A 24,412-nucleotide genomic window follows, 5' to 3' on the forward strand; every position below is an offset into this window, starting at 1 on the left:
GCGGCGGCGCGGCTGGGGCTACGTGGCGCTGCGGGCGCGCCAGCGGCAGCTTCGGCCCGGCCGGGGCCCCAGTGGGTGCACTGGCCGCGGCGACGTGGTGGCCCGCGACGTGCTGTTTACTTCGGCCGGAGCGGCTGACTCGGCGCGGCTGGGCTTTGCGGCGGCGTGGCGCGCCACGTTGCGCGAGCCCACGGGCCAGCTAGGTGGGCACCGGCTGGGGGCCCGGCAGGTTTATTTTTCGAGCCAGGAACAAGTATTTCGCCTCGATTCCATGCGCATTGCGCCGCCCGCACCGGGGCAGGGCAAGCCGGGGGCGGTGCGCGTGGCGATGGCGCTGCCACACCTGGTGGTGCGCGGCCTGCGGGCGGCCACCTGGCAGCACCAGCACCGCCTCGTGGTCGATTCGGCGCGGCTGGCGGGGGCCCAACTCACGTTTCGGCCGCCGAAGCAGGCCCCGCCGCCGCTGTGGCAGCTGCTGGCGCCCCTCGCCAAGCGCATCGATTTGGGTCGCCTGACCATTGCCGACGGCTACCTGGCGGTGGCGGGGCTGCGCCACCGGCCGGCGGTACGGCACGTGTACGCCGAGGCCCGGGCCCTGCGCGTGGACTCCGCTGCGGGGCAGGCCGGGGCCCGGCGCATTGTGTACGCCCGCGCCTGGAAGGGGCACACGGGGCGCCTGTCGGCCGTGTTCGACGCGCCAGTGTACCCAACCAGCGCCGAACGCATGACGGTTGACACGGACGCGCACCTGCTTCAAATCAACAAGTTATTGGTGCGGCCCGTGATGACGGCGGCCCAGCTCAACCTGCACAAAGGCTACCAACTGTCGCAGCTGACGATTCGGCTTGACGTACTGCGGGCCCAAGGCTTTGACTTCTCCACGCTGTCTGACCGCAGCGAGGTGCACATGGCGCGGCTGATGCTGGAGAGGCCCTGGATGCTGGTAGGCAGCGACGGCCGGGGGCCCCTAAACCCGCACATTTCCATTATGACGCCCGAAGCCCTGCGTAAGCTCAAGCTGGTGGTGGACGTGCGGCGGGTGGACGTGCGCAACGGCACCATTGCCACGAGCTACCGCAGCACGAGCACGCCCCTGGTGGGCACGTTCAACATCACCCGCTTCAACGCCACGCTGCACAACTTCAGCAACGATCCGCGGCGGCAGTCGTTGCAGCACCCGCTCACGGGCACGGCCACCGCTTATTTGCAGGACAGCTGCCGGATGGAGCTACACCTCTCGGCGCCCATGCTCGACCCCCAGGGCCACCACCGCCTCTGGGGCAGCTTCGGGCCGGCGTCGCTCAGCATCCTCAACCCCATGACGCAGCCCACGCGCTTAATTGCCTTCAAAGGCGGTGCCGTGCAGCAGATTCGCTTTGCTTTAAACGTTGACCGCCAGCAAGCTACCGGCCAGGTCTGGGCCGAGTACACGGGCTTGAAATTCGACCTCTTGAGCTATAAAGAAGGCGAGGTGAAGAAGACATTGTGGAGCCGCGCCAAGAGTGGGCTGGTGAACGGCTTGGTGATCCGCGACGACAACCCGCGCCCCAGCGGCCGCCTGGTGATGGGCGACATGCAGGTGCGCCGCGACCTGCGGGCCTCCGTAGTTACGGTGTGGCGGCAGGGCCTCATCCGGGGCGTGCTGCACAGCGCCGGCGTGCCCGGCCCACTCGCCCAAAAGCTCAGCCAGAAGGCCGACCAGGGCCCCCTGCCCAACCGTAAGTAGGGCCCCGGGGGCCCTAATTTGTGGCCGGGTGGGGGCTTGTTAAAACTCGACGTGCACCCGTAGGCCCACCACGTGCACCGGGCCCGGCAGGCGGCCAGTGTTGTAGCCGGGGTTGAAAATAATTTGGTAATCAGGGCTTAGCGCGGCGTGGTAGCGCGGGAAGTCGATGCTGTAGTACACCTCGCCGATGTACTCCAGGCCGTAATCCAGCCGCCCATCGCCGAGTATGAAGCCCGAGCCGCCGGCCGCCAGGTAGGCGCGGTGGTCTTTGGAAAGGCCGTTGGCCACCAGGGCCCCGCCGAGGCGGTCGGTGGGGCGCTTCCAACGGGCCCCGGTGCTGGTGAGGCCCACGCTCAGGCTCCGGTCAATTTCGGTGAAGGCCCAGGTTTCGTTGTGGCCGTCGTTGTAGCTGAAGCGACCGAACACCCCCACTTCTTTGCTGATTTCCTGCTCGGCGTTCACCACGAAGCCGTACTTGGTGCGGCGCTCGGCGCGCACGGCCGTCACGTCGGGTAGGGCCCCGGCGGCATTGCGCACGGCCAGCACGTAGCTGCCCATCGCCGCCTGGTTGCGGAAGCCCAGCAGGCGCACCGCGCCGGGGTGGCCGCCCAGAGTGTAAGGCTTGGTGGCCTCCACGGTGAGGGCCTGGGCTTTGCCGTAGTGAAAATCGAGGGTGGGGCCGTTGGCATCGGTGGGCATGGCCCCAATGCCGGCGCGCAGGGCCACCCCGGGGGCTACGTACTCCAGCACCGCGCCCACGGTGTAGCCGCGCACGTTGGCCGGGTAGTCCCAACCGCCGGCGCTCATCAGGCTCCAGTTAAAAAACTGGGTGCGCGGGTCGTGCGAGTAGCTGTTCTGGTCGAAATAATCGGCCACGCTGAACTTGCCCGCGTTCAGGGCCAGGTAGCGCCGGGGGCGCAGGCCGGCCACCTGGTTGAGGTCGTCGTCAAACTCTTTCTCCTGCTCGGCGCCCAGCGCCCACAGCTGCCGGAAATAGAGCCGCGCCAGGTACACCTGGGGCGCGGGGTCGCCAATGCGGAAGGTTTCGCCGTTGGGGGCCCCACCGATGCCGGTGGCCCCGCTCAGGCCGCTGCCGCCGGCTACTTCGGGGTTGAAATACACGGCCGCATTTTTCCACAGCCGCCGCCCGATGAAGAGCGTGGTGGTGAGCGAAAGCTTGGCCTGCTCCCGCGCCTGCAAGCTGAACGGCCCGGCGTAACGCGGGCTCAAATCATTGTGCCACTGCTGAATAATGGTCTGCTGAAAGTGCAGGCTCCAGTTGCTGGCCGCGTCGTGGTCGTGGTGCACGGGCTCCTGGGCCGAGGCAGCGGCGGGTAGCTGCGCGGGCAAACTACCCACGGGCGAGGTAACGCCGCCCTGGGCCAGGGCGCGGCCCGCGAGCAGCAGGGTGGCTCCTGCCAGCCCCAGCGGGCGGAAAAAATAGCGTGGCATCAAATCAAAAACAGAAATCACCGCAACCGTTGCGGGTGGCAAAGGTACCGGCCAGCCAAGGGCCTCACCACGTTTTCACAAAACTTTCATCTTGACAGTCAACCACTCACGCCTAAAGTTGAACTTATCCAGGGCCCCAACAACAAACCGGGCCCCGGGCCGCCAGTACGGCGCCCGGGGCCCGGTCTTCAGGTATCACCGCTGACGAAAACGCGGCTTTTCCTACCAGATTTTCACCCGCGCCGAGTCCGGAATGAACAGCTTCTGGCCGGGCTTCACCCCAAAGGCTTCGTAAAAGGCGGGCACGTCGGCCATCGGGCCGTTCACGCGGTACTGGGCCGGCGAGTGCACGTCGGTAAGCAGCTGCGAGGCCAGGGCTTCGTCGCGCACGTGCATCTGCCAGCCCAGCGCGTAGCCGAGGAAGTAGCGCTGCACGGGTGTGAGGCCGGCCACTTTTTTACCTTCCTTGTACTCCTTGGTCTTCTTAAAAGCGTCGAGGCCAATGACGATGCCGCCGAGGTCAGCAATGTTTTCGCCGGCCGTGGCCTTGCCGTTGATGTGCATGCTATCGAGCAGCGTGTAGCCATTGAACTGCTTGACAATCACGGCCACGCGCTGGTTAAAGTGTTCGCGGTCGGCCTTGCTCCACCACTCGTGCAGGTTGCCGTGGGCGTCGTACTGGCTGCCCTCGTCATCAAAGCCGTGGGTCAGCTCGTGGCCGATGGTACTGGCCCCGGCGTAGCCGTACACCAGCGCGTCGTCGGCATCAGCGTCGAGCAGCGTGGGGATGGCGAAGGCGGCGGCGGGCAGCACAATCTCGTTGTTCGAGCCGTTGTAGTAGGCGTTGTAGGTCTGGGGCGTCATGCCCCACTCAGTGCGGTCCACGGGCCGGCCCAGCTTGTGCAGCTGGTAGTTGTACTGCCACTGGTTGGCGCGCATCACATTGGCGGCCAGTGAGCTGCGGTCAATGGTCAGGGACGAATAATCCTTCCACTTGTTGGGGTAGCCCACCTTCGGCGCTATTTTGTGGAGCTTGTCAAGGGCCACTACTTTGGTGGGCGCGCTCATCCAGTCCACATTTTTGATGTGCTCGGTAAAGGAGGCCACCACGTTTTTCACCAGCGTGTCGTAGCGGGCCTTGGCCTCGGGCTTGAAGTACTCCTTCACGAACAGCTGGCCCAGCGCGTCGCCCAGCGCGTCTTCCTCCATGTCGAGCACACGCTTCCAGCGGGGGCGCATGGCCTTGGCCCCACGCAGCGTGGTACCGTAAAACTTAAAGCTCTCGTCGGCAAATGGCTGGCTTAGCGTGGGCGAATACTCGCGGGCCACCGCCCAGGTCAGGTAGGCTTGCCAATCGGCCACCGGCTTGGTTTTCAGCAGCTGGCCCACCGTTTGGTAAAACTCGGGCTGGCCCACAATCACGGTATCCACGCGGGGGGCCCCCAGCTGGCCGAACCAGGTTTGCCAGTCAATGCCCGGCGTCAGCTTGTCGAGCTGCGCGATGGTCATCTTGTTGTAGTTTTTGTAGGGGTCGCGCAGGGCTTCGAGCTTGCGCGACGACTTAGCCAGCGTGGTTTCCAGGGCCATCACCCGGGCCGCATTGGCGTTGGCAGCAGTCGAGTCCTGGCCTAGCAGCTTGAAGACGCTGGCCACGTGGCGCACGTAGGCGCGGCGGATGTTTTTGGTGCGCGTATCGGTGTTGAAGTAGTAGTCGCGGTTGGGCAGGCCCAGGCCGCTCTGGTACAAGTACAGCGCCATTTTATCGCTGTTCTTGTCGTCCTGGCTCACCCGAGGCCCTATCAGGGCGCGCACGCCCAGCTGGATTTCGTGGGCGACGACGGCTGGCACCTCGGCCACCGTTTTCATCGCCGCAATCCGTTCCAGCTCGGCCTTGATGGGTGTGGCCCCCAGCTTATCGGCCTTCACTGAGTCGATGCCTACGGCCCAGAAGTCGCCGATTTTCTGCTGGTTGCTGCCGGCCGCGGCGCTGGCTTTGGCCGCCTCCACGCTGGTTTCGCGCAGGCGGGCGTAAATTTCCTTCTGCACCTCAATGCCGATGCCCGCGTTGCTTTCCGAGGCCGGAATCGGATGGTTCTTGATCCAGGTGCCGTTGGCGTAGCTGAAAAAGTCGTCGCCCGGGGCCACCGTGGTGTCGAGGGCGGCGCGCAGCAAATCGGGCTTGGCGCCGGCGTCGCCCGCGGTGGGCGCCGAATTGCAGGCGGTGGCCAGGGCCGCCAGCAGCGGCAGGGCCAGGAGGTTTCGGTTCATCATGGGGCGGTGGCGTAGGGCCCCGGGCGGGGCGCGGTGGTCGGTTCGGCAATGTTAAGCCGAAACCGGGCCCCAGGGCCCCTTGGTGGCCCAGCAATAGATGAAGGGTTGGTGTTTTGCGTACACGGCGCATCTTCCACCGCTACCGTTTCCGCCGTGTCGCTCCGCCTGCTGCTATTGCTCAATTTTGCCCTGGCTGCCTACCTCACCGGCCTCATCTGGACGGTGCAGGTGGTGCATTACCCTAGCTTCGCGCTGGTGGGCAAGGCCGAATTTCCGCGCTACCACGCCGCCCATACCGAGCGCATGAGCTACGTGGTGCTAGCCCCTATGGTGGTGGAACTGGCCCTGGCGGCGTGGCTAGCCTGGGCCGGGCGCGGGGCCCTGCCCCACGGCGCCAGCTGGTGGAGCTTCGGGTTGGTGGTATTCGTCTGGGCCGTCACGTTTTTCGTGTCCGTTCCGTTCCACAACCGCCTGGAGGCCAACGGCTACGATTACATCACCATCGACGGCCTCATACGCACCAACTGGTTGCGCACCCTGGCCTGGTCGGCCCGGCTAGCGCTGCTCGGCTGGCTGCTAAAGTAGGGCCCCCAGGCGGGCGGGTGCCGGTAGCCGCCCAGGGGCCCTAAAAAGGCTGTCATTCCGACGAAGGAGGAATCTGAATAAACCCGTCAAAGAACAGTTTCCAGATTCCTCCTTCGTCGGAATGACAAACGCTTTTACTTGGATAACGCCAAAGCAAAAAGACCCCGGGGGCCCTGGCTACGCCACTATTTCCAGCGTGGTGCGGAACGAGGCGTACTTGCCGGCGAAGCGCCGGTCCATGTCGGCGCGCAGGGCCGGGGCAAAGTGCTCCTGGTAAGCTTCGAGCTGCTCCAGGCTCAGGCAGTAGTACTGCGAGGCGTAGGTGATGCCGTCGTCCTCCTCGTTGAGCAGGCGGCAGAGCTGGTTTTTGATGAAACAGCCCGTGGCCATTACCTCTGGCATGTGGGTGTCGCGCATGTAGGCCACCCATTCGTCTGCCGCGGCGGGCTCTAGGCTGGTCGTAACGTTGTAAAGAATCATAACAAACTATAAATCAGTAAGCAAGAGCAGCCAGCATCGAGAAACCGGCCCGCCCAGCGCACAAAGCAAGCGCCGCGGGGGCCCTCTTTCCAAGTGGCCGGTCTCAGACCCGCATGGCGTCAAATTGGAAATCGTTGATGCGCGCTTTAATGTCGGCCGGCGAAAGCTGTTCCTTTACCGCGGCTTGGGCCAGCGCGGGCAGTTCGGCATCGCCGGCCAGGCGCAGGGTGAGAATCTGCTTCAGCGACAGGTTTTTTTCGAGCGGGGCGAAGCGCTGGCCGCTCACCTCAAAGTAACGCTGGCGCACTTCGAGGCGGCAAATGCGGTCTTGCAGCACGAGGGCGTAGTGCTGGCGCAGCATCAGAAGCACCCCCAGCCCCACCACCGCCAGGGCCGCCACCGTGAACCACAGGCGGGCAATCTGGTCGTCGTCGCCGGCCACGTGCACGTAGCGGGTAATGCCGTAGCCCGCCACAATAAAGGCGGCGGGCAGCAGCACGAAATGGTGCCAGGGGTACAATTGAACGGGATTTTTAGCAGCCATGAAAAAAGCCAAGAGTCAGCGGGGTGGGCAATAAAAAAGCCCCGGCGCGGGGCCGGGGCTTTTCCTACGGGCAAGCCCAGCGATTAGTTCGCGGCCTTGGCGGCCTTTTCTTGGGCTTTTTCCATCTGTTTAGCGGCTTTGGCCTGCTGCTTGGCGGCCTTTTCCTGGTCCTTAGCAGCCTTTTCAGCCGTCTTCTGCTGCTTCATCTGCTCCTTGGCCATTTTAGCCTGCGAGCGTTGGGCACGCATCTGGCTCTTCTGGTCCTTCAGCACGCGCTGCTGCTCTTTGTAAGCGTTTTTGCTTTCGCGAGTTGCCTGGCTGGCATCCTTTGCCTGAGCTTGCTGCTGCTTGTAAGTGTCGCGCGCTTCGGCAGCTGTGGGCGTAGGCACGGCCATGGCGGGGTCGGCCGTGGTGGTTGCGGGAACGGTGGTCTGGGCGTGGGCGGCGGTGCCGGCCATTACCAAAGCGGCCAATACAAAAATCTTTTTCATGGCGAATAACTGGGCAGCGGAATTGAACTGCGCGCCTATTACGCAGACGGCCAAGCTCAAGTTCAAGCTGGTAGAATAATGCGCGGCGCTGGGGCCCCGGGGCGGCTCTCGGCACAAGCCAGCAATAAATTTGCGCGTCGCGCCCACAGTGGGGGTACGACACACTTTTGCACCTTTGCCTACAGGCCCTCGCCTGCTTTCGTTATGGCCCCGCTTTCTGCTTTTACCATCAGCACCGACCCCGCCCGGCTCGACGTGGCCGCCGTGCACCGCTACCTCAGTGAGGAATCGTACTGGGCGCGCCACATTCCCTACGCCACGGTAGCCAGGGCCCTGTCCAACTCCCTGTGCTTCGGGGCCTACGCTGCGGATGGCCGCTTGGCTGGTTTCGCCCGCGTTGTGACGGACAGGGCCACGTTTGCCTGGCTGTGCGACGTATTTGTGCTGCCCGAGTTCCGGGGCCAGGGCCTGTCCAAGCAGTTGGTAAGCACCGTGCTGGCCCACCCCGACTTGCAAAACCTGCGCCGCCACCTACTGGCCACGCTCGATGCCCACACCCTCTACCAGCAACATGGCTACACACCCCTGAAAAACACCGAGCGCTGGCTGGAAATTGCGCACCCCAACCCCTACCCGGGGCCCGAGTAAATGTAGCGCGGACTTTGTAGTCCGCGGCTCTCGCTTCGTCCTGCCGATAATCGTACAGCGACCGGGCAGCGCCGCGGACTACAAAGTCCACGCTACAGTTGTGCTACATCCTTACTTGAAGCTCAGCGGTACCACCACTTTCACGCTTACTGTGCGGCCCATGTTGAAGACGCCCATGCGGCCGGTGGTGTAGTTCAGGTCGGCGTATTTGAGGCGGCTGAGGTGGCTTTGGTAGGCCACGTCGAACAGGTTGTTGGCCGTGACGAAGAGCGAGAACAGCGTGCGGCCCCGGGCGTCGGCCACGTCGGTACCCACGCCGGCGTTGAAGAGCGTGTAGCCAGGCGTGGCGGTTTCGGTATCGAAGGCCGAGAAATAGCGATTTTGGGCAAACGTGTGCTCCACTTGGAAGCGCACGTAGCTGTTGGTGAGGCGTTTGCCCTGGCGGCGGAAGTTGCCGCGCAACTCCGACTGCAAGCGGTCGGCGGGGATGAAGGGCAGGTAGCGCTCGGCATCACTCACGCCCAGCTGGTGGGCGCGCACCATCGAAAAAGAGTTCTCGAAGTGCAGCCAGTCGAAGGGGTGCGGGTGCACGTCGAAGGTGGCCTCGCCGCCCACTAGGCGGGCGCGGCCCTGAGCGTACTCGTACACGCCCACGCTGGGGTCTTCGGCCGTGGCCACGGTCATCGAGTCGGTGCCGGCGCGGTTGAGGATGCGGCGCGTAAAGATGTAGTTGTCAATGCTGTTCTCAAAGGCGTCCAAGGTCAGGCGCACGTGGTCGGTGGCGTAGCTGATACCGCCGTCGACCTGCAAGCTGGTTTCGGCCTTGAGGTCGGACTGGCCAATTTCGTAGCGAATCGTGCCCTCGTGGCGGCCGTTCGAGCCCAGCTCGGCAATGTTGGGGGCCCTAAAGCCGCGGGCCACGTTGGCCTTCACCGTGAGCCGGTCGCTCAGGTTATAGGCCGCGCCTAGGCTGCCGCTGTAGTTTTTAAACGTGCTGCGAAAGCCGCCGAACTTGGTTTCGGAATCGGGGGCCCCGGAGGTGGTGGGCCGGCCGTCGGTGTCCAGAAATAGGGCATCGGCCCCGATGCGGCGTACGTCGTAGCGCAGGCCGCCGCTGAGGTCGAGGTTGCCGATGGATTTTTTGGCCACGCCAAACAGGCCGGCCTCGTTCATCACGTAGCCCGGGATGAGAAATTCCTGGCCCAGGTTGCGGTTTTGCTGGTGCAGGCCGCTGGTGCCCACGGTCAGGTTCCAGCCGGCCATTTCGGGCAGGTAGTAGCGCAGGGCGTAGTCGAGGGTGCGGAGCTGGAAGTAGAGGCTGGTTTCGGCGGGGTCGAGGGCGTTGCCGAACTCGCGGCGCAGGTTCTGCTGGTAGTTCACTTGCAGCGCCAGCCGGGCCCCACGGTCACCGAGGATGAAGCTGTTGTCGGCACCGATACGCAGGTGGTTGATTTGCTGGCGCGGCACGGCCAGCTCGTAGCCGCTGAACCCGGTGTTGGCCACCGGCACCGAGACCAGGGCCCCGGCAACGGAATAATCGCGCACGAAGCGCCCGCTGGCCGAGTCGCGGGCCCCCTCAATCAGGCCCAGCTGCTGGTTGAAGGTGCTGAAGGTGAGGTGCGAGTAGCCCCAGCTTTTGTTCAGGCCCACGTAGCCGTTGGCATCCCACTCGTTGAAGCCCGAATTGAAAACGCGGCCATCGTAGCGGTTCTGGTAATCGCCGGCCACCTTTCGGCTACCGCGGGCCAGCCAGTTCAGGCCGTTCAGGTTGCCCGCGTTTTCGAAGGAGTAGCCCTGCTGGCGGTTGTTGGTCTGGTAGTTGGCCGTGGCCGAGCCGGTGATGTGGCCCTCGGCAATGGGCTCGGGGGCCAGAAAGTTGATGACGCCGGCCATGGCGTCGGAGCCGTACAGCAGCGAGCCGGGGCCCTTGATGATCTCGGCCCGGTCGATGCTGAACTCGTCGATTTCGATGCCGTGCTCGTCGCCCCACTGCTGGCCTTCCTGCTTGGCGCCGTTGTTCAGGGTCGTCACGCGGTTGTAGCCCAGCCCGCGCACCACCGGCTTGCTGATGGCGGCCCCGGTGGTGATCTGGCTCACGCCCGGCGTGTGGGCAATGGCGTCAATCACGTTGGTGCCCGAGGTTTGGTTGAGGCGGGTGCGGTCAATAACCGTGGTGGGCACCGGCGAGCGACGCGCCTCGGTAGCCGCCGACACGCCCGTGACCACCACCTGGCCAATTTCGGTGGCCGCTGGGGTCAGCTTCACGGCCAGCGGCTGGCCCGCGCCCGTGTCCACGGTCAGGCTTACGGTGGTGTAGCCCAGCGAGCGAATCTGCACCCCGAACCGCCCCCTTGGCAGGTTGGCAAAGCTGAAATTGCCGGCCCCGTCGGTGGCCGTGCCCTGCTTGAGGTCGGTGAAGAGCACGGTGGCCCCCGGCACGGCCTCGCCGGTGGCGGCATCGGTTACGTGGCCGGTGAAGGCCATTGCGGCCGCTGGCCGGGTCCGCGGCGCGGGGGCTGGGGTTTGGGCCCCGACGTGCAGCGCCAGCCCGCTTAGCAGCAAGGTGTTGATGGCCACCAAGCGCAAGCCGTTGCGGGCCCCCAGCGGGGCGAGGAAAGTGGCGCGCGACCAGCTAGCTGCCGCGAAAGAAAGCCCCGGCCAAGGGCCGGAGCCTTCCCGCAATTTCTCCAAAACCAAACGGGAGAAGGCAGAAGCCGCCGAACGCGGCAAGGCGTATTTATTGAGTCGTGCGTGAGTCCCCATACCAAGTTGTGTTATTTAAATGCGTGGCCATCAGCGGCAAGCCTTGCGCAAAGCAGTGGGCAAACCGCCCCCGGCGCCAAGCCAGTGGGCGCAGCCGATAGCCCCAGAAAATTAAGTGAGCGGCCGGGGCCCCAGGGGCCCTGCCAGGTAATGCGGCGGCGCTATGCCAGCGGGGGCCCCCGCAGGCAGCGCTGCGCCGCCACGGCCTCGGCCCACACCGACGCCGCAAAGGGCGTGCGCAGTCCCACCACAGCCGAGCGCGTGGGCACGGGCACCGCCACCGGCGCGGCCGGCTGGAAAGGTGCGTCGTAGAGCACGTCTTCGTGGCAGTGCTTGTGCTGAGCCGTCAGCAAGGCCTTGCCCTTGACTGGGCCGAAGCTGGCGCGCCGCGCCGGCTCGGCGGTAGTGTGCACGTGGGCGTGCAGTGCCAGTACCCACGCCTCGGGCAGCAGCACCCGCACGAAGCAGAGCAGCAAGAAAGCAGCGCAGAGTTGGCGACGCAAGAGCACGAATAACGCGGGCAAGGGGCTACGTGGCAGGGCCACGCGGCCCGCAGGCCGGCAGCCCACCGGGTCCCCAAAGGTATGGCGCTGCAACATAATTGCGCCAAGTTGCAGCGGACATTCTTTTTCTGATCAATTAATTAAGCTCAACCATACTTTATTGTCAGTAGCCAGCAACAAGTAGTTAGCAGGCACGTAGCAGGCATTATCACAAATGCAACTAAGTTGCATTTGTGATAATGCCTGCTACCTTCGCAATACCAATGGGCCCCAGGCGACCAATGCCCACCTGAACCAATCAATTTTTGCCTTATCCTATGCTGCACGAAGTCATTATTGTGGGCGGTAGCTACGCCGGACTAAGCGCCGCTATGGCCCTGGGCCGGGCCCGCTGCCGGGTGCTGGTCATCGATGCGGGCCTGCCGCGTAACCGCTTTGCGCCCCACGCCCACAACTTGTTGCTGCATGACGGCGACGCCCCCGCCGACCTGGCGGCCCAGGCCCGCCAGCAGCTGGCCACCTACCCCACCGTGCAGTTGCTCGCCGCCGAAGCCACGACGGCCGAGAAGCTGCCCGACGGCACATTTGCCATCGGCACAGCCCGGCACGGGAGCTTCCGGGGCGAGGTACTGGCCCTGGCTACCGGCCTGCGCGATGAGCTGCCGCCCGTGCCCGGCTTTGCCGAATGCTGGGGCAAGAGCATCATCCACTGCCCGTACTGCCACGGCTACGAGGTGGCCGACCAGCCCACCGGCCTGTGGTTCAACGGCGATGCCGTGGGCGAAGTGGCCCAGCTGCTCCTCAACTGGACCCGCGACCTGACGGTGTTCACCAACGGCCCGGCCACGTTTGGGGCCCCCGTGCGGGCGCAGCTCGCCGCCTGGCGCGTGCCCGTGGTCGAAACGCCCATTGCCGCCGTGGCGCAGGCCGGGGGCTGGCTCCAGGGCCTGCGCTTGGCCGACGGCCGGCTGGTCGCCGCGGCGGTTCTATACGCCCGGCTGCCCTGGCGGCAGGCCAGTGCGCTGCCCGCCCAGCTGGTTTGCGCCCTCACGGAGAACAACTTACTCCAAATTGATGCGCAAAACCAAACCACCGTGCCCGGCGTGTACGCCCTGGGCGATAACTGCTCGCCACTGCACCAACTGGTGCAGGCCATGGCCGCTGGCAACGCCGTGGGCGCAGGGCTGAGCAAGCTGTTCATCGCCAAAATGCGGCGCTGGGCGGCCTGAGGGTTTAGCGAGAACTCCACTGGCGCGGGCGGTGCAAGTGCACGGGGGCCCCGGGCGCACTTGCAAAATGAGGAGCTTATCGCCGTATTTTTACCGGCTGCCCTTCGCGCCCTACCTGCTCATGCTCCTTCCCATTATCGATTCGCTCGTGGCGCAAGCCGACGCGGAGCTGTGCCTGCTGCGCTTCCAGTGGGCGGTGCCATCGGAAGACCATACCCGGCCAGCATTCATGCGGGGGCTGGTCTTGCTGGCCGAGCGCCAGGCCGTCCGGGTGCTGGTCGATTTTACAGGGATGCCGCCCACCTCCGTTACCGAAGAAGTTTGGCTGGCCCAGCACTGGGTGCCGGGTATTCTCCGGCAGGCGTGCCTACTGCAAGCAGCCATGGTGTTCGACAATGAGTACGATTTGCATAATTGGGCCAAGATAGAAAATATGCTGGGCCCCAGTCACTTGCGCAGCTTTCAGTTTCAATTTTTCGACGACGCGGCGGCGGCCCTGCACTGGCTCACCGGCTCCGACGCGGCCGTGCGGCGCCTGCAAGCCGAGTGGTTTGGCGCGCCCGCCGGGGGCCCCCGGGGCGTGAGTTGGGGGCCCCCGGCGGGCGCGGCCGGAAACCCTGCGCGGCAGGTAGGGGTTTTCGCAGCGGGGCGGCGCATGCCGCCCCTTACCCATAGTTTTGACCCATGCCCCCCGCCGCTCCTGCCCCCGACCGCCTCGCCCAAACCATCACCCGCCACGGGCTGCGCCAAACGCCCGTGCGTCGCGCCGTGCTGGCCGCCCTCACGGGCAAGGGCTACGCCCTCACCGGGGCCGAGATTGAGCAGGAAACGGGCCCCGGCACCGACCGCATCACCCTGTACCGCACCCTCAAAAGCTTCGAGCAAAGCGGCCTCATCCACCGCGTCATCGACGATTCGGACGTGCTGCGCTACGCGGCCTGCTCCATCGAGTGCAGCGCCGGGGCCCACTTCGACAACCACGTGCACTTCAAGTGCGGCACCTGCGCCCACACGTATTGCCTGAGCCAAGTCGCCATCCCGGCCGTAACGCTGCCCGGCGGCTTCCAGGCCGAGCGGCGCGACTACCTGCTTTCGGGCACGTGCCAGCTTTGCCAGCCTGCTGGCTAACCCCAATTGGCCGAGTGAAGCAGTGCATCAGTCGGGTTTTTCGCCCCATTGGCCGTAGTACCAAATCCGGAAGCGGCGTTTTTTAGTAGTTTGGGCCCGTAAGCAATGCACAATTTTATACTGGCCTTTGCGTACTATTGCACTAACCTTGCAGGGCCCCGCGCCGTTAGGCGCTATATCTTATATGATTATCAACGAAATTGGCGAACTGCTGATGCAACACAGCGAGCCCTTGGGTTTGCTGCGCACCAATTGGGCCGCGGGCCGCGACATGAGCCATTTCCGCGACGCCCTCACCCGGGCCCAGGCGGTAGCCCAGCGCCTGAGCGTGCGCCGGTGCTTGATTGAGCTAGATGCTCTGCCCGATATTTCGGCCTACGACCAGGCTTGGCTGGCCACCCAGTGGATTCCAAATTCGCTGCATCTATCTCTAAAACAGGTAGTTATTGTGCTTTCGCCCCGGCGCATCTACAACCAGCAAGCCGTGGAGGGCCTGCTGTTGATGGCCCGGCCGTTCATCAAGTTCGACGTGCAGTTTTTCTCGCAGCCCGTGGCCGGCCTGCGCTGGCTCACCGACTACTCGCCGCTAGTGCCCGAGTTGCTGCACGAGTGGGACGTGGCCTTCGGCCCCACGCCCCCGCCGCCGGGCGGCGTGCAGGAGCCCCGCGCCTACTACGACCGCCCCTGAGGGCCCTCACGCTGTCAACCTGACAGTTTTTTTCGGCTTGGAACGCACTTTGAAGCGGCCCCCGTGGCGGCTCGCCTCGGCGTGCCCGGCCAAAATTTCCACTTTGCCTTCACCCAACCCATTCTGCCATGCAGGAAACCGGCTCCATCTCGATCCACACCGAGAACATCTTCCCGATCATTAAGAAGTTCTTGTATTCCGACCACGAAATCTTCCTGCGCGAGCTGGTAAGCAACGCCGTCGATGCCACCCAGAAGCTCCAGAGCCTGGCCCGCCAAGGCGAGTTTCAGGGCGAGTTGGGCGAGCTGAAGGTGCGCGTGACCGTGGACAAGGACACCCGCAAAATCACGGTGTCGGACCACGGCCTGGGCATGAGCGCCGAGGAAATCAAGAAGTACATCAACCAGATTGCCTTCTCCGGGGCCACCGAGTTTGTGGAGAAGTATAAGGAGACGGACGCCACGGCCAAAGACCAGATCATCGGGCAGTTCGGCCTGGGCTTCTACTCGGCCTTCATGGTGGCCAAGGAAGTAGAAATCTGGTCGCAGTCATTTAAGGAAGGGGCCCTGACGGCCCACTGGACCTGCGACGGCAGCACGTCGTACACCATCGACGAGCCCACCGGCGAGCACGCCAAAGCCGAGCGCGGCACCGACGTGGTGCTGCACGTGGCCGATGACTCGGACGAGTTCTTAGAGGTAGAGCGGCTGCGCACCATCCTCACCAAGTACTGCAAATTCCTGCCGGTGCCGATTGAACTGGAAGGCCAGCTCATCAACGACACCACGCCCATCTGGACCAAGCAGCCAAGCGAGCTGACCGACGAGGACTACCTGAAGTTTTACCAGGAGCTGTACCCCATGTCGATGGACGCGCCGCTGTTCTGGATTCACCTGAACGTGGACTACCCGTTCAACCTGACCGGCATCCTGTACTTCCCCAAGGTGAAGGACGAGCTGCAATTCTCGCGCAACAAGATTCAACTCTACTCGCGCCAAGTCTTTATTACCGACGAGGTGAAGGACGTGGTGCCCGAGTTTTTAATGCTGCTGCACGGCGTAATTGACTCGCCCGATATTCCGCTGAACGTGTCGCGCAGCTTCTTGCAGGCCGACGCGGCGGTGCGCAAAATCAACACCTACATCACCCGCAAGGTGGCCGACAAGCTCGGCGACCTGTTCAAGAAGGACCGCGCTGGTTACGAAGAGAAGTGGTCCGACATTGGCATGTTCGTGAAGTACGGCATGCTGTCGGACGAGAAGTTTTACGACCGCGCCAAGGACTTCGTGCTGCTGAAGAATGTGGCTGGCAAGCTGTTCACCATCAGCGAGTACACCGAGCACATCCAGGCCAACCAGCAGGACAAGGACGGCAACACCGTGGTGCTGTACACCAACGACGCCGAGGCCCAGCACGGCTTCGTGGCCGCCGCCCAGGAGCGCGGCTACGACGTACTGAATTTCGACCACATCCTCGACCCGCATTTCATCGGCCAACTGGAGCAGAAGCTGGAGAAAACCAGCTTCAAGCGCGTGGACGCCGACACGGTGGGCAAGCTCATCGAGAAAGACGAAACCACCGAGAGCGTGCTCAGCGAGGACGACCAAACCAAGGTGGCTGAGGCCTTTAAAACGGCCATTGCCAACGATGCCATGCACGTAAAAGTGGCCGCCTTGAGCCCACAGGACGCGCCGGTGGTCATCACCCAGAACGAGTTCATGCGCCGCATGAAGGACATGCAGCGCACCGGCGGCGGGGGCGGCATGCAGATGTTCGGTGCCTTCCCCGAAAGCTTCGACGTGACCGTGAACGCCAACCACCCCGTGGCCCAGCGCGTGCTGGCCGAGGGCGGTGAGCAATTGGCCCGGCAAGCCTTCGATTTGGCCCGCCTGGCTCAAGGCATGCTGAAAGGCGAAGCCCTCACGGCCTTTGTGAAGCGCAGCACCGAGCTGCTGTAAGTCACTAGCAAAAAGCTAAAAAGCCCTGCTGCCCATTCGGTAGCGGGGCTTTTTTGTGGGCAAATGCCAAGCTTTACGTAGCTTGCTGCATGAAAATATTTCTTGCCATTGCCCTACTCACGGGCACGCTGGCGGCCACGGCCCAACCCGTCAAAAATGCGCCTACGGGCCTGCAAAACAACCAAGTGAAGGTAGCCAGCGGCCCGCTAGCCGGTGGCCTGGCCGCCAGCGGCATCCGCGAGTTTAAAGGCGTGCCGTACGCCGCGCCGCCCGTGGGGCCCCGGCGCTGGCAGGCCCCGCAGCCGGTGCAGCCGTGGACGACCGTGCGCGCGGCCACGCAGTTTGGGCCCCGGGCCATGCAACTGCCGCTGTTCGGCGACATGAACTTCCGCTCGGACGGCGTGAGCGAGGACTGCCTGTACCTGAACGTATGGACGGGTGCGAAGTCGGCCCAGGAGCGCAGGCCGGTGCTGGTGTACTTCTACGGCGGGGGCTTCGTGGCCGGCGACGGCTCGGAGCCGCGCTACGACGGCGAGGCCATGGCCAAGCGCGGCATCGTGGCTGTGACGGTAAACTACCGGCTCGGCGTGTTCGGCTTCATGGCCCACCCCGAGCTGACCCAGGAATCGCCTCACCACGCCTCCGGCAACTACGGCCTGCTCGACCAGGCCGCGGCCCTGGCCTGGGTGAAGGCGAACATCGCGGCCTTCGGCGGCGACCCGCAGCACGTCACCATCGCCGGCGAGTCGGCCGGATCATTCTCGGTGAGCGCCCAGATGGCGTCGCCGCTCTCCAAAAACCTGATGGTGGGCGCCATTGGCGAAAGCGGCTCGCTGCTGGGCTTGCAGCCGCTGCCCACGCTGGCCCAGGCCGAGCAAACCGGCACAACCTTCGCCGCTGCGGTGGGGCCCCCACGCTGGCTGCCCTACGCGCAATGCCGGCTGAGCAACTGCTAGCCGCCACCGGCAAGCCCGACGCGCCCCGCTTCTCGACCAACGTGGACGGCTACTTCCTGCCCCAATCGCCCACCGAAATCTTCACCGCCGGCAAGCAGGCGCACGTGCCGCTGCTGGTGGGCTGGAACTCGCAGGAAATGGCCTACCAGATGGTGATGGGCCCCAACGCGCCCACCGCCGAGAACTACCAGGCCGCTGTGCAAAAGCTGTACGGCGAGCGCGCCGCCGGGGCCCTAAAGCTCTACCCCGCCGCTACGGCCGAGCAGTCGGCCACCGACCTGGCCAGCGACCGGTTCATCGCCTACAGCACCTGGAAATGGGCCGATTTGCAGACCCAAACCGGGGGCAAGCCCGTGTACCGCTACCTCTACGCCCGCCCCCGCCCGGCCATGACGCCCGAAATGGGCAACGCCACCGCCAACCTAGCCGGCGGCATCACCAAGAGCACCGGGCCGGTCGCCGCGCCCGCGCCGCCGGCCAAGGGCGCCGTGCACTCGGCTGAGATTGAGTACGCGCTGGGCAACCTGCCCACCAACAAAGTATTTGCCTGGACGCCCGACGATTACAAAGTATCGGAGCAGCTGCAAGCGTATTTCGCCAACTTCATCAAAAACGGCAACCCCAACGGCAGCGGCCTGCCCACTTGGCCCGCCGCCAAGGCCGGCGCCGGCGGGCAGCTGCTGCGCGTGGACGTGAACACTCGCGTTGAAGCCGACCAAACGCGCGCCCGCTACCTTTTCCTGGAGCAGAAATAGCCAACTCGCTGGGGGCCCGGGGCAGCCGCACCGGGGCCCTATTTCAGGTTTTTAGCCACCACAAACATCCGGTCGCCGAAGCGGCCGGTGAGCTTGTTGAGGTAGTAGGTGGGGTACTGGCCGGCCAGCTTGCTCACCTTCTCGATCAGGCTGCCGCCCAGGCGAATGTGCTTGGGCGGCTTCACGGGGTTCAGCAGGTCAACCACTTCGAACCCGTTCTTCTCCAGCATCTTGCGGATGGTGTTGGGCGTGAACTCGAACAAGTGGTAGGGCGGTATGTCCATCTTGCGCTCCTTGCCCAGGGCCCCGTACGCGGCAAAACCTAAGCGCACCGAGGGTAGATTCAGTACCGAGGGCAGGGCCAGCACCAGCAGCCCACCGGGGCCCAAAATGCGGTGGAACTTGGCCAGCGTGGCCGAGGGCGAGCGCAGGTGCTCCAGCACGTCGCCCATGTAGGCCAAGTCGAACTGGTCGGCGTGGAAGTCCTCGGTGGTTTCGATGTTGCCGGTCACCACGGGCAGGTGCAGCTCGCGGCGGGCAAAGTCTGCGGCATGCTCGGATATTTCGAGGCCGTGGGTGGTCCAGCCCAGGGCTTGCAGGCTCTTGAGGGTGTAGCCCGGGCCGCAGCCCACCTCCAGGTACCGGAATTTCCGGCCCGGGTAGTGGGCCAGCACGTAGTCGGTGAACTTGTCGGGCCGCAGCTGGTTTAAAGCTTCGTTCTTCTGCCCGTCTTCGATGAACTTGACTTCCCGCTGGGTACGGTCGTAGTTGGGCCGGTCGGTGAAATATTCTTTGCCGTAGAGCCGCTCCAGCTGGGCCGGCGTGGGCTGGGGGTCGAGGAACATCAGCTCGCAACGGCGGCAGCGGGTGCCTTGCAGCTTTTCGCCCTCAAATTCGTAGTAGAAAGGCAGCTTTTTAAAATCGGAGCTGCCGCACAAGTCGCAGGTACGCATGGCAAGGACGCGGATTGACTGGTTGGCGCCGCTGCCCAATCCATTTGGTACAACAACGCGGGGACGCGCCCCGCAAAGGTCGCCCTACTTTACGCAATTAGCTTAGCTCCTTCTTTATGCTCGATGTTCTTGTGATTGGGGCCGGCCCCGTGGGCCTGGCCTGCGCCCTCGAAGCCCAGCGCCGCGGCCTGCAAGTGGCCGTGGTGGACAAAGGGGCCCTGGTAAATTCCATCGTGGGCTACCCCTACAACATGGAGTTTTTCTCCACGCCCGAGCTGCTCGAAATCGGCGGCTACCCCTTCCCCACCTACCACTACAAGCCCCTGCGCGAAGACGCCCTGGACTACTACCAGCGCGTGGCCCGCGCTGAGAACCTGGTTCTGCGCCTGCACGAGCGGGTGTTGAGCATGAGTGGCGAGCAGGGCAACTTCCTGGTAACGACCGACAAGGGCAGCATCCCGGCCCGGAACGTGGTGGTGGCCACCGGCTTCTACGACCTGCCCAACCCGCTGGGTGTGCCGGGCGAAGACCTGCCCCACGTGAGCCACTATTACCGCGAGCCTTACCTGCACGTGGCGCAGCGCGTGGTGGTCATCGGCGCCAAAAACTCGTCGGCCAAAGCAGCCTTGCAGCTCACCCGCGCCGGGGCCCAGGTCACGCTCCTCGTGCGGGGCCCCGAGGTGAGCGACTCGGTGAAATACTGGATCCGGCCCGACCTGGTGAACCGCATCAAAGAAGGCAAAATCACAGCTCACTTCAATACCACCATCACCGCCATCCGGCCCGATGCCGTGGAAATCCTTACCCCCGAGGGCCCCCGGGAAGTGCCCACCGACTACGTGTACGCCCTCACCGGCTACCACCCCGACGAGGCCCTGCTCGGCCGCCTGGGCGTCGAGCCCGACCCCGCCGACGAGGCCCGCGCGCCCCTCTTCGACCCCGCCACGCACGAAACCACCAACCCCGGCGTGTTCGTGGCCGGCACCGTGTGCGGCGGCCGCGCCACCAGCCGCTGGTTCATCGAGAACGGTCGTCACCACGCCCAGCTCATCGCCGCGCACCTCGCGGCCAGCGTGCCCGCGTAGGGGCCCCAGCAGTTTGGTTCCAACGCAAAAAAGCCTCCTTCCCCAGCCGTGGGAAAGGAGGCTTTTGCTTGAGGCCCCAGGGGCCCAAGCTTACTGCGGGAAGACCACGCCGCGGTATTCGTTGATGTTTACCGTTGGGATGGATGCGCCATAAAAGTTATTGATGTTTCGAATAAGCTCGTTGGCTACCAAAGCGTAACCGCGGGGCGTGGGGTGCACCCCGTCGAGGCCAAACAGGTTGCCACTAGCGAAAACAGCTGTGTTTGATACGGCGTTAAACGCTACGCCTTGCTGCGCTACGGTCGTGAAAAACGTGTTCATATCAGCCAGCGCCACCTTATTCTGGCGGGCAGTTTTGGCGATAATGGCGTTGAGCTGGGTAGTGCGGGCCACCACCGCGGCTACTTCCGCTTCGTCGAGCACATACTTGCTGGGCAACGGATTGGACTGCGTAGCCGAATATCCCACGCCTACAGGAAAGGGGTTGGCCGTGCCGCTGGCCGTACCAATAACTGCCTGGGCTGTAAGGGTCAATAGATCTGCCGAGGTAGCCACGCGCACGGTACCAGTACCTGTGGTGATGTACAGGCTGGCCGCGGCAGCGTTGGGCAATTGCGGGTTGGCCTTAATACTCGCAATAACGGTGGCTACCGGCACAGTGGTGAAATACGGAATTCCGGTCACGTTCGGGATGTTGGCCGCAATGCCGGCCACCGTGCCCCTTTTCGACATAGTACTCAGAATGGCCCGGTAGCCGATGCCAAAGCGCGTAGTATCCGTAAGGTTGCTGAAAGGATCGGCCGCACTGGCCACCCCGCCGTTGGAGGCGTAGGTCAACACGTCGTTGTTACCCATCCAGCAGGTGAAGAAGGTTGGCGTCTTCTGGCCGATGTACGTCACGTAGTCCTTGCTGGGCTTTTCAGCAGCCGTTAGCAAACGCTCGTAAAAAGGGTTGAGCAAACCGTAAGGTGCCAACCCGTTGGTGAGCGCTGATAAGCTGCTCAGCACCGAAATACCGGGTACGCCAAGGTTATCGGGCTGGGCACCGCTATAAGCCGCTAGTTGCAGCTGGCCACTGGCCAAAACACTGCCAGTAGCGGCCAGTTTCTCGCCCAAGTAGCTATTGGCCGCAGAGGGTATTACGGGCGCCAGGGCCCCATTCACGACCTGTAGCTTGATGTAGCCCGACCCATCTTGCTGGGCAGGGGCGAACGAGGGCTGCATGAAGCTGGCGGGGCCCTTGCCCGTCTTACCGAATTGCTGGGCCAGGATGGCGGGGTACGACGTGGCCTGCGCCTCATTGTAGAGGCCCCCGTCGGAGTAGCCCGACGTGAGCGAGTTGCCCACGGCCACGTAGCTGGTAAAATCGGCCGAGCCAGCCGCAGCCGCGGGCGCGTCGATGTTGGGCTGGCAGCCGCCCAGCGCCAAACCCAGCAGGGCCAGGGCCGGCGCAGAATACTTAACTATCGGTTTCATAGATATTTATGCTTGTAGCGAAAAGAAGATCCGTTAGAACGAGTAGCGCACCCCGATGCCGGGAATGAAGATATCGGTGCGGTAGGTGCCGGCCACGCGGTCGGTGGTGCCGTTGTTCAGCAAGTCGGCCTGCGACTGGCTGCGCTTGGCGAAGCGCTCGAACTGAAACGAGGCGTCGATTCCCAGGTGCGGGTTGGGCTGGTAGGTGAGGCCGGCGGTGGCGATGTAACGGCCGGCGTCGGGGGTTTCGGGCGTCACGTAGCCGTCCTTTACCGCCGCAAAGTCATAGGCCGAGCCCAGGCGTACAATCAATTGTTCGGTGGCTTTGTACTGGCCACCCACGCGGAAGGCCAGCGCGTCCTGGTAGTAGCGCTTCGAAGTGCTGGTGGTGCTGCCGCCCACCAGGCCGGTGTTGGCAGGGGTGGGGGTGCCGGCGTTGCCGTTGTTGCCCGAAAAGTTAAAATCGAGGGTACGGTAGGCGCTCCAGAACACCAGCGAGGCGTCGACGCCAATGGTGAGCCGGTCGGTGGGCATGATGCCAATGCCCACCGATGCGGTGGCCGGCAGCGGCAGCGTGGCGTCAAAGTTGGTGGCCGTAAAACCACGGTTGATGGCGGCAGCGGAGGCCCCGGTGGGCAGGCCGGCGTAGCTCACACTGCCCCCTTTCACTTGGGCGTCGATTTTCGAGCGATAGCTGATGCCCAGGCTTAGCTTATCCGAAGGCTTAAAGTACAAGCCAGCGTTGACGCCCATCTGGAACTTGGTGGTGCCGTCGAGGGTGATATGGCCAGGGCCCGTGGGCAGCGGAATATCTTTTTGCAAGTTCACAGAGCCGTAGGCCAGCATCGTCACGCCCACGCCCACGCTGAACTGGGGCGAAAACGCGTAGGAGAACGTGGGCTGCACGTACACCGACTGTAAATTAATTTCCGTCAGGCTGTAGCGGCCCTCCCAGTTGTCGGCGTAGCGCAGCTGGCTGCCGTAGGGCGTGTACACGCCCACCCCAAACTTGTACTTGCCCTCCTTGCCAAACGCGGCGTAGAGGTTGAAGGGCGTTACCAACAGGTGCTGCAGGTCGCGCTGGGCCCCGCCGTTTTCGCTCGTATAAGCCCCGCGGGCCAAGGCAAAATTAGCGCCCACCTGCACGCCGTTGGCGCGCACCATGGCCAGGGCCCCGGGGTTGTAGAACATGGCCGCCTGATCCAGCGAGAGGCCCACGCCCACGCCGCCCATGCCAATATTTTGCTGCCCGCCCAGGTTCACCTGGAAGCCACTGGCCGCAGCCGTGGCGGCACTGCCCAGCAGGGCCCCGCTGGCAAGGAGTAAAGTTTTTAGCGTCATAAAAGAAGAAACATGGAGTAAATAGTGATTCCGGGCCCTAAATGTAGCGGCAAATACGCAATCGATTTCCAAAACTGTTCGGCGTGCCGACTATATTATTTGAGTTTTGTATCTTAGTACTGCCAAAAGGCGCTAGGCGGCGTATTTTTGGGTTTTTCTTATCCATTTCCCACTTTTGGCCCCGGCCGCCCACGCTATGCTACCCGACGTCATTTCTTCTATCTACCAACTTAGTGAGGAGCAGCTAGCCGTGCGCGACGCGGCCGCGACTTTGCCCAGTCCGAGCTGTGGGCCGGCGTGATTGAGCGCGACGAGCACCAGAAATTCCCGGCCGAACAGGTCAAGAAAATGGGCGAACTGGGCTTCATGGGCATGATGGTGAGCCCCGAGTACGGCGGCTCGGGCCTCGACACCGTCAGCTACGTGCTGGCGATGGAGGAAATCAGCAAGGTCGATGCTTCGTGCTCGGTTATTATGAGCGTGAACAACTCGCTCGTGTGCTGGGGCCTAGAGGAGTACGGCACTGAGGAGCAGAAGCAGAAGTACCTGCCGCGCCTGTGCTCGGGCGAAATCATCGGGGCTTTCGCCCTGAGCGAGCCCGAGGCGGGCTCCGACGCCACCAGCCAGCGCACCACCGCCGAGGACATGGGCGACCACTACCTGTTGAATGGCACCAAGAACTGGATTACTAACGGCACCACGGCCTCGGTGTACCTGGTCATCGCCCAGACCAACCCCGAGCTAAAGTCGCGCGGCATCAACGTGTTGATTGTGGACAAGAACACGCCCGGCTTCATCCAGGGCCCCAAGGAGAACAAGCTCGGCATCCGCGGCTCCGACACGTGCTCGCTGATGTTTACCGATGTGGTGGTGCCCAAGGAGAACCGCATTGGGGCCGACGGCTTCGGTTTTAAGTTTGCCATGCAGGTGCTGGCTGGGGGCCGCATCGGCATCGCGGCGCAGGCGCTGGGCATTGCCTCGGGGGCCCTGGAGCTCAGCCTGAAGTATGCCAAGGAGCGCAAAGCCTTCGGCGTGGCCATTGCCCAGCACCAAGCAATCCAATTTAAGCTCGCCGACATGGCCACCAATATTGACGCCGCGCGTTTGTTGTGCTTACAAGCCGCCGCCGACAAGGACCGCCACGGCGATTATGCTAAATCCGGGGCCATGGCCAAGCTCTTCGCCTCGAAAACGGCGATGGACGCGGCGGTGGAAGCCGTGCAAATTCACGGCGGGTACGGCTTCGTGAAGGAATACCACGTCGAACGCTTCATGCGGGACGCCAAAATCACCCAGATTTACGAGGGAACTTCAGAGATTCAGAAAATTGTAATCTCGCGGGAAATCCTCAAATAGGGCGAATTGCCACATTTTCAGATT

Annotated in this window: 20 protein-coding genes and 1 pseudogene; 11 read left to right on the forward strand and 10 right to left on the reverse strand. The window is 63.8% G+C overall.

The genetic code is table 11. The features are described from left to right. A partial coding sequence (locus BEN49_RS28305; protein WP_158023000.1) for a hypothetical protein occupies positions 1-1,726 on the forward strand: 1,726 nt, incomplete at its 5' end. A gap of 39 nt (positions 1,727-1,765) precedes the next feature. Here the strand turns inward: BEN49_RS28305 and BEN49_RS18005 are convergent. Further along, positions 1,766-3,178, reverse strand: a complete 1,413-nt coding sequence (locus BEN49_RS18005; RefSeq protein WP_070745841.1) for a carbohydrate porin — start codon at positions 3,176-3,178, stop codon at positions 1,766-1,768. A 222-nt stretch (positions 3,179-3,400) separates the two neighbouring features. Continuing rightward, positions 3,401-5,449 carry a M13 family metallopeptidase gene (locus BEN49_RS18010; RefSeq protein WP_239691991.1) on the reverse strand — a complete coding sequence of 683 codons (2,049 nt, stop codon included), beginning with the start codon at positions 5,447-5,449 and terminating at the stop codon, positions 3,401-3,403. Positions 5,450-5,602: 153 nt separating this feature from the next. Between BEN49_RS18010 and BEN49_RS18015 the strand changes: the two genes are divergently transcribed. Continuing rightward, entirely contained in the window at positions 5,603-6,034 is a 432-nt protein-coding gene (locus tag BEN49_RS18015; RefSeq protein WP_070745842.1) for a hypothetical protein, read from the forward strand. A 177-nt stretch (positions 6,035-6,211) separates the two neighbouring features. Here the strand turns inward: BEN49_RS18015 and BEN49_RS18020 are convergent, their stop codons facing one another. The 3 genes from BEN49_RS18020 to BEN49_RS18030 form a co-directional block, all read right to left on the reverse strand. Continuing rightward, a complete protein-coding gene (locus BEN49_RS18020; RefSeq protein ID WP_070745843.1) occupies positions 6,212-6,514 on the reverse strand; it encodes a DUF4286 family protein in 303 nt (100 codons plus the stop codon). Positions 6,515-6,617: 103 nt separating this feature from the next. Beyond that, positions 6,618-7,058 carry a DUF6526 family protein gene (locus BEN49_RS18025; protein ID WP_070745903.1) on the reverse strand — a complete coding sequence of 147 codons (441 nt, stop codon included), beginning with the start codon at positions 7,056-7,058 and terminating at the stop codon, positions 6,618-6,620. An 83-nt stretch (positions 7,059-7,141) separates the two neighbouring features. Beyond that, positions 7,142-7,549, reverse strand: a complete 408-nt coding sequence (locus BEN49_RS18030; RefSeq protein ID WP_070745844.1) for a hypothetical protein — start codon at positions 7,547-7,549, stop codon at positions 7,142-7,144. 204 nt (positions 7,550-7,753) lie between these two features. Here BEN49_RS18030 and BEN49_RS18035 point away from each other — a divergent pair, with 204 nt between their 5' ends. Continuing rightward, positions 7,754-8,197, forward strand: a complete 444-nt coding sequence (locus BEN49_RS18035; RefSeq protein ID WP_070745845.1) for a GNAT family N-acetyltransferase — start codon at positions 7,754-7,756, stop codon at positions 8,195-8,197. A gap of 111 nt (positions 8,198-8,308) precedes the next feature. Here BEN49_RS18035 and BEN49_RS18040 read toward each other — a convergent pair whose 3' ends face one another. Both BEN49_RS18040 and BEN49_RS18045 read right to left on the reverse strand, forming a co-directional pair. Continuing rightward, the gene (locus tag BEN49_RS18040; protein WP_239691992.1) at positions 8,309-10,888 is read right to left on the reverse strand and encodes a TonB-dependent receptor; all 2,580 of its coding nucleotides are present in this window, start codon (positions 10,886-10,888) and stop codon (positions 8,309-8,311) included. 233 nt (positions 10,889-11,121) lie between these two features. Continuing rightward, complete coding sequence (locus tag BEN49_RS18045; protein WP_125916998.1) at positions 11,122-11,463, reverse strand: hypothetical protein; 342 nt, start codon at positions 11,461-11,463, stop codon at positions 11,122-11,124. Between the two features lie 317 nt (positions 11,464-11,780). Between BEN49_RS18045 and BEN49_RS18050 the strand changes: the two genes are divergently transcribed. The 6 genes from BEN49_RS18050 (at position 11,781) to BEN49_RS30210 (ending at position 18,177) form a co-directional block, all read left to right on the forward strand. Then, positions 11,781-12,692 carry an NAD(P)/FAD-dependent oxidoreductase gene (locus BEN49_RS18050; RefSeq protein ID WP_070745847.1) on the forward strand — a complete coding sequence of 304 codons (912 nt, stop codon included), beginning with the start codon at positions 11,781-11,783 and terminating at the stop codon, positions 12,690-12,692. A gap of 684 nt (positions 12,693-13,376) precedes the next feature. Beyond that, positions 13,377-13,820 carry a Fur family transcriptional regulator gene (locus BEN49_RS18055; RefSeq protein WP_070745848.1) on the forward strand — a complete coding sequence of 148 codons (444 nt, stop codon included), beginning with the start codon at positions 13,377-13,379 and terminating at the stop codon, positions 13,818-13,820. A 184-nt stretch (positions 13,821-14,004) separates the two neighbouring features. Continuing rightward, a complete protein-coding gene (locus BEN49_RS18060) occupies positions 14,005-14,508 on the forward strand; it encodes a hypothetical protein (protein WP_070745849.1) in 504 nt (167 codons plus the stop codon). A 128-nt stretch (positions 14,509-14,636) separates the two neighbouring features. Then, complete coding sequence (htpG, locus tag BEN49_RS18065) at positions 14,637-16,466, forward strand: molecular chaperone HtpG (RefSeq protein ID WP_070745850.1); 1,830 nt, start codon at positions 14,637-14,639, stop codon at positions 16,464-16,466. 89 nt (positions 16,467-16,555) lie between these two features. Next, complete coding sequence (locus tag BEN49_RS30205; RefSeq protein ID WP_262490217.1) at positions 16,556-17,422, forward strand: carboxylesterase/lipase family protein; 867 nt, start codon at positions 16,556-16,558, stop codon at positions 17,420-17,422. Further along, a complete protein-coding gene (locus BEN49_RS30210) occupies positions 17,401-18,177 on the forward strand; it encodes a carboxylesterase family protein (protein WP_262490218.1) in 777 nt (258 codons plus the stop codon). Before BEN49_RS30205 ends, BEN49_RS30210 begins: the two co-directional genes overlap by 22 nt. Before the next feature lie 38 nt (positions 18,178-18,215). Here the strand turns inward: BEN49_RS30210 and BEN49_RS18075 are convergent, their stop codons facing one another. Continuing rightward, positions 18,216-19,130 (reverse strand): class I SAM-dependent methyltransferase, encoded by a 915-nt coding sequence (locus BEN49_RS18075; protein ID WP_125917000.1) that lies wholly within the window; start codon positions 19,128-19,130, stop codon positions 18,216-18,218. 116 nt (positions 19,131-19,246) lie between these two features. On the opposite strand from BEN49_RS18075, the gene BEN49_RS18080 reads away from it, so the two are divergent. After that, positions 19,247-20,215 (forward strand): YpdA family putative bacillithiol disulfide reductase, encoded by a 969-nt coding sequence (locus BEN49_RS18080; protein ID WP_070745852.1) that lies wholly within the window; start codon positions 19,247-19,249, stop codon positions 20,213-20,215. Positions 20,216-20,305: 90 nt separating this feature from the next. Here the strand turns inward: BEN49_RS18080 and BEN49_RS18085 are convergent, their stop codons facing one another. Together BEN49_RS18085 and BEN49_RS18090 are read right to left on the reverse strand one after the other, a co-directional pair. Continuing rightward, positions 20,306-21,691 (reverse strand): SGNH/GDSL hydrolase family protein, encoded by a 1,386-nt coding sequence (locus BEN49_RS18085; RefSeq protein ID WP_070745853.1) that lies wholly within the window; start codon positions 21,689-21,691, stop codon positions 20,306-20,308. 33 nt (positions 21,692-21,724) lie between these two features. Further along, entirely contained in the window at positions 21,725-23,032 is a 1,308-nt protein-coding gene (locus BEN49_RS18090; RefSeq protein ID WP_070745854.1) for an OmpP1/FadL family transporter, read from the reverse strand. Positions 23,033-23,228: 196 nt separating this feature from the next. Here BEN49_RS18090 and BEN49_RS18095 point away from each other — a divergent pair. Then, positions 23,229-24,388 (forward strand): annotated as a pseudogene (locus tag BEN49_RS18095) (acyl-CoA dehydrogenase). Positions 24,389-24,412 lie beyond the last annotated feature (24 nt).

This window comes from Hymenobacter coccineus, from assembly GCF_001816125.1.
GTDB classification, from domain to species: Bacteria; Bacteroidota; Bacteroidia; order Cytophagales; family Hymenobacteraceae; genus Hymenobacter; species Hymenobacter coccineus.